Source organism: Pseudomonas sp. GM79 (genome assembly GCF_000282495.1).
GTDB lineage: Bacteria > Pseudomonadota > Gammaproteobacteria > Pseudomonadales > Pseudomonadaceae > Aquipseudomonas.
This window is the reverse complement of record NZ_AKJE01000051.1, coordinates 41,761-57,898: the sequence shown is the minus strand read 5'-3', so window position 1 is coordinate 57,898 and position 16,138 is coordinate 41,761. Positions and strand designations below refer to the sequence as shown.

Here is a 16,138-nt window from a genome sequence, read left to right as displayed (position 1 = left end):
AAGCCCGCTCCCACAGGTTTTTCGGTTGGCCACAAAATTGTGATCGACCCGGATCCAGTGTGGGAGCGGGCTTGCTCGCGAAGGGGCCGACACATTCAACATCTTTGTCATCTGACAGACCGCTATCGCGAGCAGGCTCGCTCCCACAAAGGCATCACACCGATCCATTACTTGCCGGCGTTAATGGTCACCGTTTTGATTGCACCCAATTCAAGGTCCCACTTCTTCAGGATCGCCTGGTAGCTGCCATCATCGACCATGCTCTGCATCGCCACTTTCACCGCTTCACTCAGCTCAGGCTTTTTCTTGCTGACACCCAGCCCGGTGAACTGCTTGGAAATTGGCAGGCCCACGGTTTTGTACATGTCCTTTTCCTGGGTCTTGAGGTACGGCAGGGTTTCGCTGCCTTGCATGGCCGCGTCGATACGGCTCTGACGCAGTTGCGCGCGGGCGTCGGCCGAGCCTTCGGTGCCGATCACGTTGATCGCAGGTTTGCCGGCGGCTTCGCAATTGGCCTTGCTCCACTCGGCGATTTCCGCCGGGAAGGTGGTGCGGCGGCTGGTGCCGACTTTCTTGCCGCACAGGTCGACGATCTCGTTCGTGTCCTTGTTTTTCTGCAAGGTGTAGAACTGCGGGCCGCTGGTGAAGTAGTCGACAAAGGTCACGCTGGCCTGACGCTCAGCGGTGTCGGTCATGCCAGACATCACCATGTCGACACGGTCGGTGGTCAGTGCGTTGATCATTTGTTCGAAGCCGGTTTCCTGCCATTTGATCTTCACGCCCAGCCGCTCGGCCAAGGCGTTGCCCAGATCAACGTCGAGGCCGGTGAGGGTGTTGGTGGCCGGGTCCTTGAAATCCATCGGCGGGTAGTTCGGCATGATCGCTACCACGACCTCGCCCTTGTCCTTGATGCTGGCCGGTAGTTCGGTGGCCCAGGTGAAGCTGGAAGCCATAACGCCTGCGAGTACTGCTGGGATAACTATGTTCTTCATGGTCGTTCTCTTATGAGTGTTATTACGCAGCTCTTGATTTCCGAGGCTGGCGCTTAGGTTCGAACGGCAGAAATGAAGCTTTGGGTGCGTGGGTTTTGCGGACTTATTAGTATTTCTTCGGGGCTTCCAGCCTCCACGATCTGTCCTTCGTCCATGAACACCATGCGGTTGGAAACCTCGCGAGCGAAGCCCAGTTCATGGGTGACGACGATCATGGTCATGCCGGTCTGCGCCAGATCGCGCATCACCGACAGCACCTCTCCGACCAGTTCCGGGTCGAGTGCCGAAGTGGGTTCATCGAACAGCATCAGCTTGGGGCGCATGGCCAACGCGCGGGCAATCGCCACTCGTTGTTGCTGACCACCCGACAGTTCGATCGGGTAGCTGTTGCGTTTGTCGGCCAGGCCGACGCGAGCGAGCAATTCCAAGGCTTCTTCGTGCGCCTCTTTGGGCGAACGCTTGAGCACCTGGCACGGCCCTTCGATGATGTTTTGCAGCACAGTCATGTGCGGGAACAGGTTGAAACGCTGGAACACCATGCCGGTCGCCAGGCGCTGACGGGCGATCTGCGACTCGTTGAGTTCGTGCAGCTTGTTGCCGACGATGCGGTAACCCACCAGTTCGCCGTCGACCCACAGGCCGCCCTTGTCGATTTTTTCCAGCTGATTCACGCAGCGCAGCAGGGTGCTCTTGCCGGAGCCGGACGGGCCGATGATGCACAGCACTTCGCCTTGCTCGACCTCGATGTTGATGTCCTTGAGTGCGTGGAAATGGTCGTAGTACTTGTTCAGGCTCACGGCCTTGACGATGCTTCTCATGTGGGGCTCCTCAAGAACGCTTGCCGGCGCCGCGAGCGAAACGACGCTCCAGACGGCTTTGACCAAAGGACAGAACAGTGACGGTGGCCAGGTACCAGATACCGGCGACGATCAGCAGCTCCATCACGCGGGCGTTGGCGTAGTAGATGTTCTGGGCGTTGTAGAGCAGTTCCGAGTACTGGATGACGCTCGCCAGGGAGGTCATTTTCACCATGCCGATGAACTCGTTGCCCACTGGCGGAATGATGATCCGCATGGCCTGGGGCAGGATGATCCGGCGCAAGGCTTGCAGGCGTGGCATACCGATCGACTTGGCGGCTTCGTACTGCCCGGTGTCAACCGAGAGCAGGCCGGCGCGCACCACTTCGGCGGTGTAGGCGCCCTGGTTGATGCTCAAGCCGAGGAGGGCGGCGGCGAAGGGCGTCATCAGGCTCACGGTGTCCATTTCGAACAGGCCGGGGATACCGATGGTGGGGAAGATCAGCGCCAGGTTGAACCACAGCAGCAGCTGCAGAATCAGCGGCGTACCGCGAAACAGCCAGGTGTAGGTCAGCGCCACATAGCGCAGGATCGGGTTGGCCGACATGCGCATGATCGCCGTGATCACCCCGAACACGATGCCCAGCGCCATCGCCAGCACCGCCATGACGATGGTGTTGAGCAAGCCCCACATAATGGCCTGTGAGGTAAGGAACTGGCCGATGTACGACCATTCGATCTTGCCTTCGGCGAAGGCCCGTACCAGGCCGACAATCGCAATCACGATCACCGTGGCGAAGAAAATCCGCCCGTAGTAACGCCGTGGCACATGCTGGTACTGGGTGATATCGAACTGGTTTTCCGCCAGTTTGCGCTCCGACTGGAGTCGTTCTGCCTGAGTCTGGCTCATGTTGGTTCTCCGTGCGCCGCCGATAACAACGGCGCGTATTGCTCTATTTCAAAGCGGCATCGACTGCCCGCCGCTGATTCTTCTGGATAAAACACGATCCCTGTGGGAGCGGGCTTGCTCGCGAAGAGGCCGTGTCAGTCGCCATCAGTGTTGAATGACACTCCGCATTCGCGAGCAAGCCCGCTCCCACAGGTTTGCGTCCCAACTCAGAGCCGGAAACCCTGATAGTTCTCGGTCCATTGCTGCTGCGCCGCAAGGGCGGTTTTCAGTCGGCCGATCTGCTCGCGCACCTGTTGCGGCGCGGTGCCACCCCAGCCGCTGCGGGCGGCGATGGCGGCTTCCAGCGTCAGGCTGTCGCGCACTTCAGGTTTGAGGCGCGAATCGATCTCGGCCAGTAGCGCCGGGGATGCTTCCCACAATTCGATCTCATGTTTCTCACAGGCCTGGACCAGTGCGCCGGTGATTTCGTGAGCTTCCTTGAACGGCACGCCGCGCACCGCCAGCCAGTCGGCCACTTCGGTAGCGAGGGTGAAACCCAGCGGGGCCTGACGACGCAGTTCTTCGACGTTGACCTTCATGGTCGCGACCATTCCAGCCATGGCCGGCAGCACCAGCAGCAGTGTGTCGACGCTGTCGAGCACGCCGTTCTTGTCCTCACTCAAGTCGCGGTTGTACGACAGCGGCAGGGATTTGAGGGTCGACAGCAAACCGGTCAGGTTACCGATCAGGCGACCGGCCTTGCCCCGAGCCAGTTCGGCGATGTCCGGGTTTTTCTTCTGCGGCATGATCGAACTGCCGGTGGCGTAGGCATCGTCCAGCGCGACCCAGCGAAATTGCCGCGACGACCACAGGCAGAACTCTTCGGCGAGGCGGGAAATGTTGATCCCCAGCATGCTGGCGATAAACAGGAACTCGGCAACGTGATCGCGGCTGGCCACCGCATCGATGGAGTTTTCACACACACCGCTGTAGCCCATTTCCTTGGCCGACTGCTGCGGCAGGTGCGCGATGGCGGAACCGGCCATGGCCGCCGCGCCGAGTGGCGACAGCGAGGTGCGTACATCCCAATCCACCAGGCGCTGCACGTCACGCAGCATCGATTGGGCGTGGGCCAGCAAGTGGTGAGCAAAGACGATTGGCTGGGCCTGTTGCAGATGGGTGAAACCCGGGCAGATGCTCTCGATGTGTTGCTCGGCCTGATCCACCAGCGCTTGTTGCAAGGCCAGCACTTCGACGGCCAGGGTGCGCACGTGATCACGCAGGAACAGGCGCAGGTCATTGGCGGTCTGGTCGTTGCGCGAGCGGCCGGCGCGCAGCTTGCCGCCCAGTGCGCCGAGGCGTTCGGTCAGCAGGCGCTCGATGAACGTGTGGACGTCTTCGTCATCCAGCGTCGGCGCGATGCTGCCGGCACGGAAGTCATCACCGATACGCTCCAGAGCGTCGAGCATGGTCTGGGTTTCCTGCTCGCTCAGAAGCCCTGCGCGCTGCAATTCCCGGGCATGCGCCTTGGATCCGGCGAGGTCATACGGGGTGAGGCGAAAGTAGCGCTCGGGGCAACGGGACAGGGCCGCCAGGGCTTCGGACGGGCCGCTCTTGAAGCGGGCACCCCAGAGACGGTCGGTGGTTTGAGACATTGTTGTTTTCCTCGTCGTAAAGCGAATTGAAATCGGTATGCAGAGCCTGAAACACCCGCCGAAAATCATTCGGGCGTGGTTCGGCTCAATCAAATTCAAGGGCAGGGGAAAAGCGCAGTTGCTAAATGGCGAGAGCTGATCGAAATGTCAGCTTTTAATAGTTCGAAATCAGTGAGTTGGCACTGATCTGCGGGATTTATTAACGGTTGCCAAGCTTTGTTTTCTGTGTTCATTATTATTAGCCAGCACTGTTTTTGTTGTTGGACACAGATTGTTGAATAGGGCGCCAGAGGTAAATAAGCATTATGGAAACCCCACTTTCCAATTCCGGAAACCCGCCGCCAAAAACGCTACATCGGGCACCGCTGGCCCTCAGCGGTCTGGACTTCAAACTGCTCAAAGTATTCAAGGCCGTGGTCGAGGCGGGTGGCTTCAGTGCGGCGCAGAATGAGCTGAATGTGGGCCTGGCGGCCATCAGCAAACAGATCTCCGACCTCGAGATTCGTATCGGCATGCGCCTGTGTACCCGAGGGCGGGAAGGTTTTCACCTGACCGAAGAAGGGCGTCTGGTGTACCAGGCCTCAATCGATTTATTTGCCTCGGTCGACAACTTTCGAGACCGGCTTAGTTCGGCGCAGAATGAACTTATTGGCGACCTTGGGGTGGGTGTTATTGATAATACGATCACCGACGATAATTCACCGTTAGTTGCGGCGCTAAGAAAAATAAATGAAGAGTCGCCGAAAGTAAGGTTTCAACTTCAGGCGTCTCAGTTAGATGAGGTGGAAAGGGGCGTCGTCGAGGGGCGGTTAGTGGCCGGGATCGTGCCGGTTTATCAGAAAAGAGAGGAGTTCGATTACTTCCCGCTTTATGAAGAACGCTCGTACGTGTATTGCGCCGTCGGCCATCCACTGTTTTCGGTGCCGGAGGCGGAGATGGGCAGCAACGTGCTGCAGGATTATGAGTGCATCAACCACCGCTACGCGATCCATCGAGACAAACTGAATTTTGCCCGCTACGACAGCTTTTCTGCCTCGGCGACTCAAGTGGAAGCCGTAGCGCTGCTGGTCAAGACCGGCCGTTTCGTCGGCTTTCTGCCCGAGCATTACGCGGCAACCCTGGTGGCTCAGGGACAGTTTCGGGCGGTGCGACCGGAGCTGATCAACATCGTCACGCCGTTCAATTTGATCCTGCGTCACAACACTGTGCGTAGTCCGCTGGTAAAGGCGTTTGCCCAGGCATTGGGTGTGGATTTGAAGGCGTCGTTTTGACGCTAACGCAGCGTCAAGCGCATCGCACAGCGTCGCTCCCCAAGCAAACCGTGGTTGCTTTCATTGTTCAACACCGCCGTTAAACGTGGGCCGATTTCAGCCCGGCTCAAAGTTTCAAAACCGAGTTGCCGATAAAACGATTCATTCCAGGGCAAGTCGTGAAACGTAGTCAAAGTCAGACCGTGGAGTTCTCGTCTTCCAGTGCCGTTAACAGCAACTAGCGGCCAGCCCCCAGGACAAGACTGCGTACACCGAATTAATGTAGGAGCTGCCGCAGGCTGCGATCCTTTGATCTTGATCTTCAGCAACTTCAAAGCCGTCAGAAAATCGCAGCCTTCGGCAGCTCCTACAAAGGGGGGCTGGAAGATGGGCGCGTCACGCCACGACCGAGGCCGCTGGCCATTGCTGATGAGGAATCGGCAGGTTGCGTGATTCGCCACGGCCCATCGGGAAGTACAGGAAGCCACTGCGGGCCAGGCGTTCGGCGTCGTACAGGTTGCGCCCGTCGAAGATCACCGGAGCGTTAAGCCGTTGCTGAATCAGGTTGAAGTCCGGCGCCTTGAACTGCTGCCATTCGGTGCAGATGATCAAAGCGTCGGCACCCGCGAGCACCGATTCCGGCGTACCCATGAGCATCAGCTTCGGTTCGTCTGGATAAAGTTGCTGGGTTTCCTGCATGGCTTCCGGGTCGAACGCCCGCACATGGGCCCCGGCAGCCCACAGCGATTCCAGCAAAACCCGGCTCGGCGCATCGCGCATGTCGTCGGTGTTGGGTTTGAAGGCCAGGCCCCACACGGCGAAGGTCTTGTCACGCAAGTCGCCCTTGTAGAAGGCGATGATGCGTTCGAACAGTTTGTGTTTCTGCCGCTCGTTGATGGCTTCCACCGCTTGCAGCAGGTCGCTGTTGCAATGGGCTTCTTCGGCACTGTGAATCAGCGCGCGCATGTCCTTGGGGAAACATGAGCCGCCATAACCGCAGCCAGGATAGATGAAGTGGTAACCGATGCGTGAATCGGCGCCGATGCCCAGCCGCACCGATTCGATGTCGGCGCCCAGGTGTTCGGCCAGTTCGGCGATCTGGTTGATGAAACTGATCTTGGTCGCCAGCATGCAGTTGGCGGCGTATTTGGTCAGCTCGGCGCTGCGCAGGTCCATGAACATGATGCGGTCATGGTTGCGATTGAATGGGGCGTAGAGATCGCGCATCACATCGCGCACGTCATCGCGTTCACAGCCGATGATGATGCGGTCCGGGCGCCGGCAATCGGCCACGGCCGAACCCTCCTTGAGAAATTCGGGGTTGGAGACGATATCGAACTGCAGCAGCCGACCGACCTTGAGCAGGCACTTTTCGATATGCGCGTGCAGCGTATCGCCCGTACCCACCGGCACCGTGGATTTCTCCACCAGAATCACCGGTTGTTCACGGTGACGCGCCACTGCTTCACCCACCGACAGCACGTAGCGCAGGTCCGCCGAACCATCCTCCCGGGACGGCGTGCCGACGGCGATGAACAGCACCTGGCCATGCTGCACCGCGAGTTTTTCGTCGGTGGTGAACTGCAGCCGTTTGGCTTCCAGGCTCTCACGCACCAGGCTGGCCAGCCCCGGTTCGAAGATGCTGACGTGGCCTTGTTGCAGCAGCGCGACTTTTTTCTCGTCAATGTCCATGCACACCACGTCGTGGCCGACTTCAGCCAGGACGGCAGCTTGCACCAGGCCGACATAACCGCTACCAAATACGCTGATTTTCATGGAGCTCTCCTGATTGTGGGCGCGTGAGCAGGTCGAGAGTTGATGGTGATGACACCGAGGATGACCAACGTCACCCCGAGGGTTTTCGAAAGGCTGAAGGTTTCGTTGAACAGCGGCAGGCTGGCGGCCAGCACGTACACCAGCGCGTAGCTGATGCTCAGCAGTGAATACGCCCGCCCCAGGGGCAAGTCCCGCAGGGCGGCGAGCCAGGTAAGCATCGACACGGCATAGGCGAGAATGGCGGCCAGCACGACGACTACGGCGGACACATCGACGCTGCCGTTGCTCAAGGCGGATATCAATTGTTCGGGATGGGGCAGGCGGGTCATGCTCCAGCGCATACCCAACTGCGCGGCGCTGCCCAGCAGCACGCTGCCCAAGGCGAAGGCGAGTCCGCGACGCAGGCTCATGCGTGTTGCCCCAGCAGCGCCACGCCAGCGATTACCAGCGCCACGCCCAGCCAGTGACGGCGGTCGATGGTTTCGTGAAAGACGAAGCGGGCGACCAGGGTGATCAACACAAAATTCAGGCTGAGCATGGGATAGGCGACGCCGACTTCGAGGCGCTGCAACACCAGCAGCCAGACCAGCAAGCCCAATCCCAGAGAGGCGAGCGCCAGCCACAGCCACGGCGAGCGTAGTTTCTCGCCCCAGCCCGACGTCTTGCCGCGCCAACTTTCCACGGCGTACTTCTGGGCGATTTGGCCCAGGCAGGTCAGCAGGCAGGCAGCCAATACGAGCAGCAGGCTCATGACGCCCCCTGAGGAAAGATCAGAATCACCAGGTTGCCTTGTTCATAACGTTTGCCATCCTTGGGCAGTCGTTCGATTTCTTGCAGCTCGCCATCGCCCTTGACCCGCATCACCACGCCGACCGAACCACTCTGGCGGGCTTCGCGCATCCACTGTTGCACCTTGTCCGGGTCGACCCGCTGCTTCACTGAATCAGGATAGGCGAGGCCATATTTCAATTCGCCTATCGTGTTGTATAACGCCACGTCGGGGCGCTTCAGGCGCCAGGCCAGGGCTGAAGCGGCGCCCAGGTCATTGCTCAATAGCGTGCCGGTCTGCGCCAGTTCCTCGGCGTGTTCGAGGATGAACTGGTCAGGCATCTTGTTCGCCACCACAGAGTCGGGCAGCCCGGCCGGCAGCACACCGATCAGCAGCAAACTGCCGAAGGCCGGTGCTGCCCAGCATTGCAACGGGCGGAACGCTTGCAGCAAATTAGCCATGATCCAGCCGATCAAGCCGATGAACACCAGCACCAGGTTGTGCAGTTCATGGTCGTACAGCGGTTTATTAAGTTGCAGATAGATCAGCGCAATCAGGGTGATCAGGCCCAGCATCAGGTTCAGCAGGCCATTGATCCCCAGTACTCGGCCCTGTTCCAGCTTCAGACGGTCGGCCAGTGCATGGCCCAGCAACAACGCCAGGGGCAGCAGGCAGGGCAAGATGTAGGTCGGCAATTTGCCGTTGCTCAGGCTGAAAAACGCCAATGGCATCAGCAGCCACAGCAACAGGAAAGCGATGCCTGCCTGATGCCGGGTCTGCCACGCCTGTTTCAGTGCCGACGGCAGCAACGCCGCCCACGGCAGACTGAACGCCACCAGCAGCGGCAAATAGAACCACCACGGTGCGTCATGCTGGGCGTCATCCCCGGCGAAGCGGCGAATGTGTTCGTGCCAGAAGAAGAACCGCCAGTAATCGGGTTCCTGCGCGTGCACCGCCAAGGCCCACGGCAGGCTCACCGCGATGGCCACGACAATCGCCACCGGGCCGTAGGTCAGCAGCTCCCGCCAGCGTTTTTGCCAGAGCATCCAGGGCAGGGCGATCAGCACCGGCAGCAGCCAGGCGAGGAACCCCTTGGTCATGAAGCCCATGCCGCAGGCCAGCCCCAACACCGCCCAACCGAGCAGACGCTGGCTACGGCTGACGCTGTCCAGCGCAAACCACAAAGCCACCAGGCTCAAATTGACCCAGAAGGTGAATTGCGGATCGAGGTTGGCGTAGCCGGCTTGCCCGGCGACGATGGTAAAACTCATGTACAGCAGCGCGCAGGCGAAGCTTTTGCGCGGTTCGTTCCACAGCCGGCGGGCGATCAGATAACACAGCAACACGCTCAGCCCGGTGCTCAGCACCGAGGCGATACGCACACCAAACAGGTTGTCGCCAAACAGCGCTTGGCCGATGGCGATCATCCAATAGCCGGCCACTGGCTTTTCGAAGTAACGCAGGCTCATGAAGTGCGGCGACACCCAGTTACCGCTCAGGAGCATGTCCTGGCTGATCTGGGCGTAACGGGTTTCATCGGGAATCCATAAACCGTGGGTGCCCAGCGGCAGCAAGTACGCCAACGCCAAAACGGCCAGTAAAAACGGCAGTGCCCAGCGCTTGCTCATGCGCCTTGTACCCCCAGCCAGCCTTCTCGGCCCTCGAGGGTGCCGCGCGCAACATGACCCATGGGCAACGTGGCGGGTGCCTCGGGCAGCAGGTCACCCAGGGGTTGGAAATGAATGTCCTGCCGGCGCGCATCGGCCAGCAGTTGACGGAAATCGTTGGCCATCAGAATCCCTTCTACTTCGGCATGGATCGTGTAGACGTTGAGTGCTTGCGGGGTGAACCGCTCAAGAATGAACGCGTTGAAGTCCTTGGCGGCGACGTTCGGGCCGACCACCTCATCGAAGGTCGGCAGGTCCACCGGAATCTGCGGTGTCCCCGGACTGCCATCAGCCAACGTCGGCCGGAACAGGCGCTGGCCCCGACAATCGCTGTTGTAGCGAAAGCCGAAACCCTGCTTGGCCTCGATCACACGCTCGTCCGCCCGCCAACCGGCAGACGCCGAGCACTCGACCTTTTGCCCGAGGATGTCGCTGAGGCTGTCGACGCCACGGCGAATCTGCTCGATCAACTGCGCCTCGCTCCAGCGCCCGGCATTGGCCTGCCAGCCGTGGTGATCCCAGGCGTGCAGGCCGACTTCATGCCCTGCCGCCAGGGTCTGACGCATCAGGTGCCCGAGGTCGCGGCCGATCGGTTTGCCCGGCCACGCGGTGCCGGCCAGCAAAATGTCCCAGCCATACAGGCCGGCGGCGTTGGAACGCAGCATCTTCCAGAGGAACTGCGGGCGGATCAGGCGCCACAGATGGCGGCCCATGTTGTCCGGCCCGACACTGAAGAAAAACGTCGCCTTGACTTGAGCCTCGTCGAGCATGTCCAGCAGATGCGGCACCCCCTCACGGGTGCCTCGGTAAGTGTCGACATCGATTCGTAGGCCTGCCTGCATCAGCATGATTCTTCTGTAGATCGCTCCGCGACTTCGAGCATGGCTTCACGCAGGAAGAAGTCCAGCGTGTTGCCGATGGTCTCGCTCATCTCCACCGTTGGTATCCAGTCAAGCAGACGTTTGGCGTTGGCGATGCTCGGTTTGCGATGAGACACGTCCTGATAGCCAGTGCCATAGAAGGCTTTGCTTTCGATATCGCGGAAGCCGGCGAATGGCGGGAAGTTGGCGCGCAGCGGGTGAGCCTCGAACTGACGCAGCAGTTCTTCGCCCAACTGACGAATGCTGGCCTCGTTATCCGGGTTACCGATGTTGATGATCTGGCCGTTGCAGGCGTCGTTCTCGTTGTCGATGATCCGTGCCAGGGCTTCGACGCCATCGGCGATGTCGGTGAAGCAGCGTTTTTGCTCACCGCCGTCGAACAGGCGAATCGGTGTGCCTTCCACCAGGTTCAGGATCAGTTGGGTGATGGCCCGGGAACTACCGATGCGTGCCGAATCCAGACGGTCCAGGCGCGGGCCCATCCAGTTGAAAGGGCGGAACAGGGTGAAATTCAGGCCTTTCTGGCCGTAAGCCCAGATCACCCGGTCGAGCAACTGCTTGGAGATCGAGTAGATCCAGCGTTGCTTGTTGATCGGACCGACCACGAGGTTGGAGCTGTCTTCGTCGAAGTTGCCATCCTGGCACATGCCATAGACTTCGGAGGTCGACGGGAAGATCACGCGCTTGTTGTACTTGACGCAGTAGCGAACCAGTTTCAGGTTCTCTTCGAAGTCCAGTTCGAACACCCGTAGCGGATTGCGCGTGTACTCGATCGGCGTGGCAATCGCCACCAGCGGCAGAACCACGTCGCATTTCTTGATGTGGTACTCGATCCACTCCGAATGAATGCTGATGTCGCCTTCGACGAAGTGGAAGTTCGGATGGCTGCGCAGGCGCTCGATGGCGTCCGAGCCGATGTCCAGGCCGTACACTTCATAGCGGTCGTCACGCAGCAGGCGTTCGGACAGGTGATTGCCGATGAAGCCGTTGACACCGAGGATCAGCACCCGGGTGCGACGCGGCGCACGGCCCGATTCGGCGCCTCGCAGCACCGAGCCATCGACCAGCCCCAGTTCGTTGGCCAGTTGCGGGCCGCTCAGGTACAGGCCGTTGTCGTTACGCTGGCCGGCGTTGATCACCAGCGAGTCTTCGCCGCAGGCGATACGCAATGGGTCGACGCTGATGACCCGGCCCGGTGCCAGTCCTTCATTGCCCTTGACGACATCGGCGCTCCAGACAATCAGCTTGTGCTCACCCACTGCGCAAAACGCGCCCGGGTAAGGCTGGGTCACGGCGCGGACCAGATTGAACAGTTCTTCAGCCGGTTTGTTCCAGAGCAGTTTGCCGTCCGCCGGGGTGCGGCGACCGAACACCGTGGCTTGGGATTCGTCCTGAGGCGTTTCGCTGACTTTGCCCTGAAGCAGCGCGGGGAGGGTGTCGCGCAACAGATCGGTGGCAGCCAGGCGCAATTTGCCGTGCAGGGTCAGCGCGGTGTCGGTGCGCTCAATCGCCACCCGTTGCTGAGCGATGATCGCGCCGGCGTCGGCACGTTTGACCATGCGGTGCAGGGTCACGCCGGTTTCCGTTTCACCGTTGACCAGCACCCAGTTGGCCGGTGCCCGGCCACGGTAGCGAGGCAGCAACGAGCCATGCAGGTTGAGCGCATCTTTACTGGCCGTGGCCAGCAGTGGCTCACTCAACAGATTGCGGTAGTAGAACGAGAACAGGTAATCGGGGTTGAGCTTGCTGATGCGCTCGATCCACAGCGGATGGTTGGCGTCTTCCGGGGCGTGCACCGGGATGCCTTTGCGCGCGCACAGCTGCGCAACCGAGCCATAGAACGCGTTTTCCTTCGGATCGTCGGGATGGGTGAACACGGCGGCAATCTCGTAACCCGAGTTGAGCAGGGTTTCGATGCCGGCACAGCCAATATCGTGATAAGCGAAGACAACAGCTTTTGCGCTCATGAGAGAACCTGATCTGAAGAAGTGGAAGTGAGGCCGTCGACAGTGACAACGGGAGCAGGGGCAGAGGGGGTGCTACGCAAAACCTTTTCGATGAAGAACCGTGGACGCGCCCGGACGTCGCTATACATGCGGCCCAGGTACTCACCCAACAGGCCCATACCGATGAATTGCCCGCCGGTAAAAACGAACAGCACGGCGAACAGCACAAACAGACCATCGCCGGCCCACTCGGCGCCGAAGACCAGGCGCAGGACGATCAGCATGACGGCGAACAGCAGGCCGAGGCCGGCCATGCCGAAGCCGACGATGCTCAGTAATCGCAGCGGTGTGGTGGTCATGCAGGTGATCAGGTCGAACATCAGGCTGATCAGGCGCATCGGGCTGTATTTGGATTCGCCGTGTTCGCGCTCGGCGTGGGTCACCAGAATTTCCGTGGTGTGGCGGGCGAAGCTGTTGGCCAGGATCGGGATGAAGGTGCTGCGTTCGCGGCAGGCGAGCATGGCGTCGACGATGGTCCGGCGATAAGCGCGCAGCATGCAGCCGTAGTCACTCATGGCAACGCCGGTGGAGCGTTGCACGGCGAGGTTGATCAGCTTCGACGGCCAGCGGCGCAAGGCCGAGTCCTGACGGTTACTGCGCACCGTGGCGACCACGTCGTAGCCCAGTTCTGCCTGAGCCACCAGCCGCGGGATCTCTTCTGGCGGGTTTTGCAGGTCGGCGTCAAGGGTGATGACCACATCACCCTTGCACTGTTCGAAACCGGCCATGATCGCTGCGTGCTGACCGTAGTTACGGTTGAGAATGACCGCCACCACCGGGCTGCATTCGCGATTGGCTGCGTCCTCGAGGATTTGCGCCGAATTGTCGCGACTGCCGTCATCGACCAATACAATTTCGTAATCCTGGTGCAATTGCTGGCACGCCGCTTCGGTGCGCCGGAGCAACTCGGGCAGGCTGTCTTGCTCGTTGTAGACCGGAATGACGATCGACACGCAACGGATTGGGTAAGGTCTCACAGGCTTGTATCCAGAATGGTTTCAATGGCGCCGACGACACGATCGACATCATCGGTGGTCATGTCGGGGAACAACGGAATCGAACACAGCCGCGCCGAATTCCATTCGGTGTTGGGCAGGTAGATGTTGGGGAAACGCTGGCGGTAGTACGTGTGCAGGTGCGTGGCGATGAAGTGAATGCCGGTACCGATGTTCTGTTCTTGCAGAGCTTTCATGAACGCCTCACGGTCCAGCCCGCAACGTTCGGTGTCGATACGCAGAATGAACAGGTGCCAGGCGTGCTGCTGCGCATGCGCCGGAATGGCCAGTGGTTGCACTGGCAAGCCTTCCAGGCGTTGCAAATAGGTCTGGGCCAACTCCGTGCGCTTGGCGTTGATTGCGTCCAGACGCTCCAGTTGCACCAGGGCTATGGCCGCGTTGATGTCGGCCAGGTTGTACTTGAAGCCGGGTTCGATCACCTGGGCCTGGGGTTTACGGCCGTGGGTGAGGCGGTCGTAGGCGTCGACGCCCAGGCCATGGAACTTGAGCATGCGCACTCGAGTCGCCAGGGCTTCATCGTCACTGACGAACATCGCGCCCTCGGCGCATGTCATGTTCTTGATCGCATGGAACGAGAAGATCGCCGTGCCTTGGGCGCCGACATGACGACCTTTGTACAACGTCCCCGCCGCGTGGGCCGCGTCTTCGATGACGGCGATCCCGTGCTGGTCGGCCAGCGCGTAGAGCGGATCGAGGTCGAACGCCGCACCGGCGTAATGCACCGGAATGATCGCCTTGGTGCGCGGCGTGATTGCCGCTTCGATGCTCGCCAGGTCGCTCATCAACGTGTCGCGGTCAACGTCGACGAAAACCGGCGTCGCGCCGAGCAGACAGATCATGTTGGCGGTCGATACCCAGGTCTGGGACGGTGTGATGACTTCGTCACCGGGACCAATTCCCAAGGCCAGTAACGTGATGTGCATGCCGCCGGTGGCCGAGGACAATGCGACGGCATGGCGACAGCCGACATAGTTGGCGAAGTGTTCTTCCAGTTGCTGGTTTTTCGGCCCGGTAGTGATCCAGCCGGAGCGCAGTACTTGCTCTACGGCAGCAATTTCTTCATCGCCGATACTGGGGCGCGAGAAGGGGAGAAACGCCTGATTCATGGGCACCTCGCAGCTGAAAAATGAATAGCCTTACAGGTCGAAAACATTGGATCCAACATTAGCGTAGACGCTAAAACGAAAGCTGCATCAAGCAGTTGCCAGAAGCTTGTGACAAATCACATTGGTTGACTTTTCGTGTCGTGGCCGGCACGTTGGACGCTTACAAGGTGTTATTTCGGATCCATGGAGGTTAAGCGCGGTTTTGTGAAAGGAACATGAAAAACCGGTAGGCGAATCGTTTATCTGAAGCTCATACAGCCACTGTTCAGACTTCTGCCGTTTATTGCGATTTTTATAGGAAAAGACTTACAGATGTGTCCGCGTTATAGGACTTGTGTTGCATTGCTTAGTTGTTTTGTTGAACTTATTCATTTCCAAGGCCGTTTCATTGATTGACTTACCTGCTACTGAATCCATCGCTTCAAAAGCCAACCCGTTAACCCTGTACCTGGCGCGTCTGGCACCGTCCAGCCAGTTGACCATGCGTTATGTATTGCAGGACGCCGCCGACCGTCTGGACTTCGAAGACATGAACATCGAAGAGATTCCCTGGCATCAACTGCAGCCCGAGGATGTCGTTGCACTGGTGGCGACCTTGCGCGAAGACGGCTACGCGCCCAATACCTCGTCGCTCTACGTTAATGCGGTGCGCGGGGTGATGAACGAAGCGTGGCGCATGAGCCTGATCAGTCAGGAGCATCTGCTGAAAATGCGTTCGGTCAAAGGCATTGCCGGCACGCGACTGTCCCAGGGGCGCAACCTCAAGCGCACCTTGATTCGCGACTTGATGGAGGTCTGCGCCGCCGATCCTCGGCCACAAGGGCTACGGGATGCGGCAATCATCGGGATTCTGTACGGTTCCGGGATGCGCAAATCGGAATCGGTGAATCTGGATCTCGCCCAGGTGGATTTCACCGAGCGCAGCCTGTGCGTCACCGCCAAGGGCAACAAACAGTTGATCAAGTACGCGCCAGCCTGGGCCTTCGCCAAACTGGATGCGTGGCTGGAGTTGCGGCGTTCGCAGTTAAAGGAGGGCGAGACGGATGATCCGTTCCTGTTCAACCGCATCCGCCGTGGCAGCCACATTACCCGCGAGCGCATCACCAAGCATGCGATCTACTACATTGCCCGGCAACGCGGTGCGCAAGTCGGGGTGAAAATCATGCCGCACGATTTCAGGCGGTCATTCATCACCCGAGTGATTGAAGAGCACGACCTGTCGATCGCGCAGAAACTGGCCCACCACAGCAACATCCAGACCACGGCCAATTATGATGTGCGCGACGACAATGAACGCCGTCGGGCAGTGGACCGCTTCGACCTTTGACGGCGGG

At 59.8% G+C, this 16,138-nt stretch carries 14 protein-coding genes; 2 read left to right on the top strand and 12 right to left on the bottom strand.

Annotated features, from left to right (window positions below):
* Positions 1-167 precede the first annotated feature (167 nt).
* From PMI36_RS13820 to argH, 4 genes are all read right to left on the bottom strand, one after another.
* Positions 168-992, bottom strand: coding sequence for an ABC transporter substrate-binding protein (locus PMI36_RS13820; RefSeq protein WP_008072374.1), 825 nt, complete (start codon positions 990-992; stop codon positions 168-170).
* Between the two features lie 53 nt (positions 993-1,045).
* Complete coding sequence (locus tag PMI36_RS13825; protein WP_007900205.1) at positions 1,046-1,810, bottom strand: amino acid ABC transporter ATP-binding protein; 765 nt, start codon at positions 1,808-1,810, stop codon at positions 1,046-1,048.
* 10 nt (positions 1,811-1,820) lie between these two features.
* The gene (locus PMI36_RS13830) at positions 1,821-2,699 is read right to left on the bottom strand and encodes an amino acid ABC transporter permease (protein ID WP_007900206.1); all 879 of its coding nucleotides are present in this window, start codon (positions 2,697-2,699) and stop codon (positions 1,821-1,823) included.
* A gap of 206 nt (positions 2,700-2,905) precedes the next feature.
* Positions 2,906-4,333 carry an argininosuccinate lyase gene (gene argH, locus PMI36_RS13835; protein ID WP_008072373.1) on the bottom strand — a complete coding sequence of 476 codons (1,428 nt, stop codon included), beginning with the start codon at positions 4,331-4,333 and terminating at the stop codon, positions 2,906-2,908.
* Between the two features lie 305 nt (positions 4,334-4,638).
* Here argH and PMI36_RS13840 point away from each other — a divergent pair, with 305 nt between their 5' ends.
* Complete coding sequence (locus tag PMI36_RS13840; protein ID WP_008072372.1) at positions 4,639-5,604, top strand: LysR family transcriptional regulator; 966 nt, start codon at positions 4,639-4,641, stop codon at positions 5,602-5,604.
* Between the two features lie 375 nt (positions 5,605-5,979).
* Here PMI36_RS13840 and PMI36_RS13845 read toward each other — a convergent pair whose 3' ends face one another.
* From PMI36_RS13845 to arnB, 8 genes are read right to left on the bottom strand one after another with little or no spacing between them, the layout of a single operon-like run.
* Positions 5,980-7,359: a UDP-glucose dehydrogenase family protein gene (locus PMI36_RS13845; RefSeq protein ID WP_008072371.1), complete on the bottom strand. Its 1,380-nt coding sequence runs from the start codon at positions 7,357-7,359 to the stop codon at positions 5,980-5,982.
* Positions 7,356-7,769 (bottom strand): 4-amino-4-deoxy-L-arabinose-phosphoundecaprenol flippase subunit ArnF, encoded by a 414-nt coding sequence (gene arnF / locus PMI36_RS13850; RefSeq protein WP_008072370.1) that lies wholly within the window; start codon positions 7,767-7,769, stop codon positions 7,356-7,358. The genes PMI36_RS13845 and arnF overlap by 4 nt, the downstream gene beginning before the upstream one ends.
* Complete coding sequence (gene arnE, locus PMI36_RS13855) at positions 7,766-8,110, bottom strand: 4-amino-4-deoxy-L-arabinose-phosphoundecaprenol flippase subunit ArnE (protein ID WP_008072369.1); 345 nt, start codon at positions 8,108-8,110, stop codon at positions 7,766-7,768. Before arnE ends, arnF begins: the two co-directional genes overlap by 4 nt.
* Positions 8,107-9,756 (bottom strand): lipid IV(A) 4-amino-4-deoxy-L-arabinosyltransferase, encoded by a 1,650-nt coding sequence (gene arnT / locus PMI36_RS13860; RefSeq protein ID WP_008072368.1) that lies wholly within the window; start codon positions 9,754-9,756, stop codon positions 8,107-8,109. Before arnT ends, arnE begins: the two co-directional genes overlap by 4 nt.
* Positions 9,753-10,637: a 4-deoxy-4-formamido-L-arabinose-phosphoundecaprenol deformylase gene (arnD, locus tag PMI36_RS13865; protein WP_008072367.1), complete on the bottom strand. Its 885-nt coding sequence runs from the start codon at positions 10,635-10,637 to the stop codon at positions 9,753-9,755. Before arnD ends, arnT begins: the two co-directional genes overlap by 4 nt.
* Positions 10,637-12,643: a bifunctional UDP-4-amino-4-deoxy-L-arabinose formyltransferase/UDP-glucuronic acid oxidase ArnA gene (arnA, locus tag PMI36_RS13870; protein WP_008072366.1), complete on the bottom strand. Its 2,007-nt coding sequence runs from the start codon at positions 12,641-12,643 to the stop codon at positions 10,637-10,639. Before arnA ends, arnD begins: the two co-directional genes overlap by 1 nt.
* Complete coding sequence (gene arnC / locus PMI36_RS13875) at positions 12,640-13,659, bottom strand: undecaprenyl-phosphate 4-deoxy-4-formamido-L-arabinose transferase (protein ID WP_008072365.1); 1,020 nt, start codon at positions 13,657-13,659, stop codon at positions 12,640-12,642. Before arnC ends, arnA begins: the two co-directional genes overlap by 4 nt.
* Positions 13,656-14,804: a UDP-4-amino-4-deoxy-L-arabinose aminotransferase gene (arnB, locus tag PMI36_RS13880; RefSeq protein WP_008072364.1), complete on the bottom strand. Its 1,149-nt coding sequence runs from the start codon at positions 14,802-14,804 to the stop codon at positions 13,656-13,658. Before arnB ends, arnC begins: the two co-directional genes overlap by 4 nt.
* Before the next feature lie 388 nt (positions 14,805-15,192).
* On the opposite strand from arnB, the gene PMI36_RS13885 reads away from it, so the two are divergent.
* A complete protein-coding gene (locus PMI36_RS13885; RefSeq protein WP_032830466.1) occupies positions 15,193-16,131 on the top strand; it encodes a site-specific integrase in 939 nt (312 codons plus the stop codon).
* Positions 16,132-16,138 lie beyond the last annotated feature (7 nt).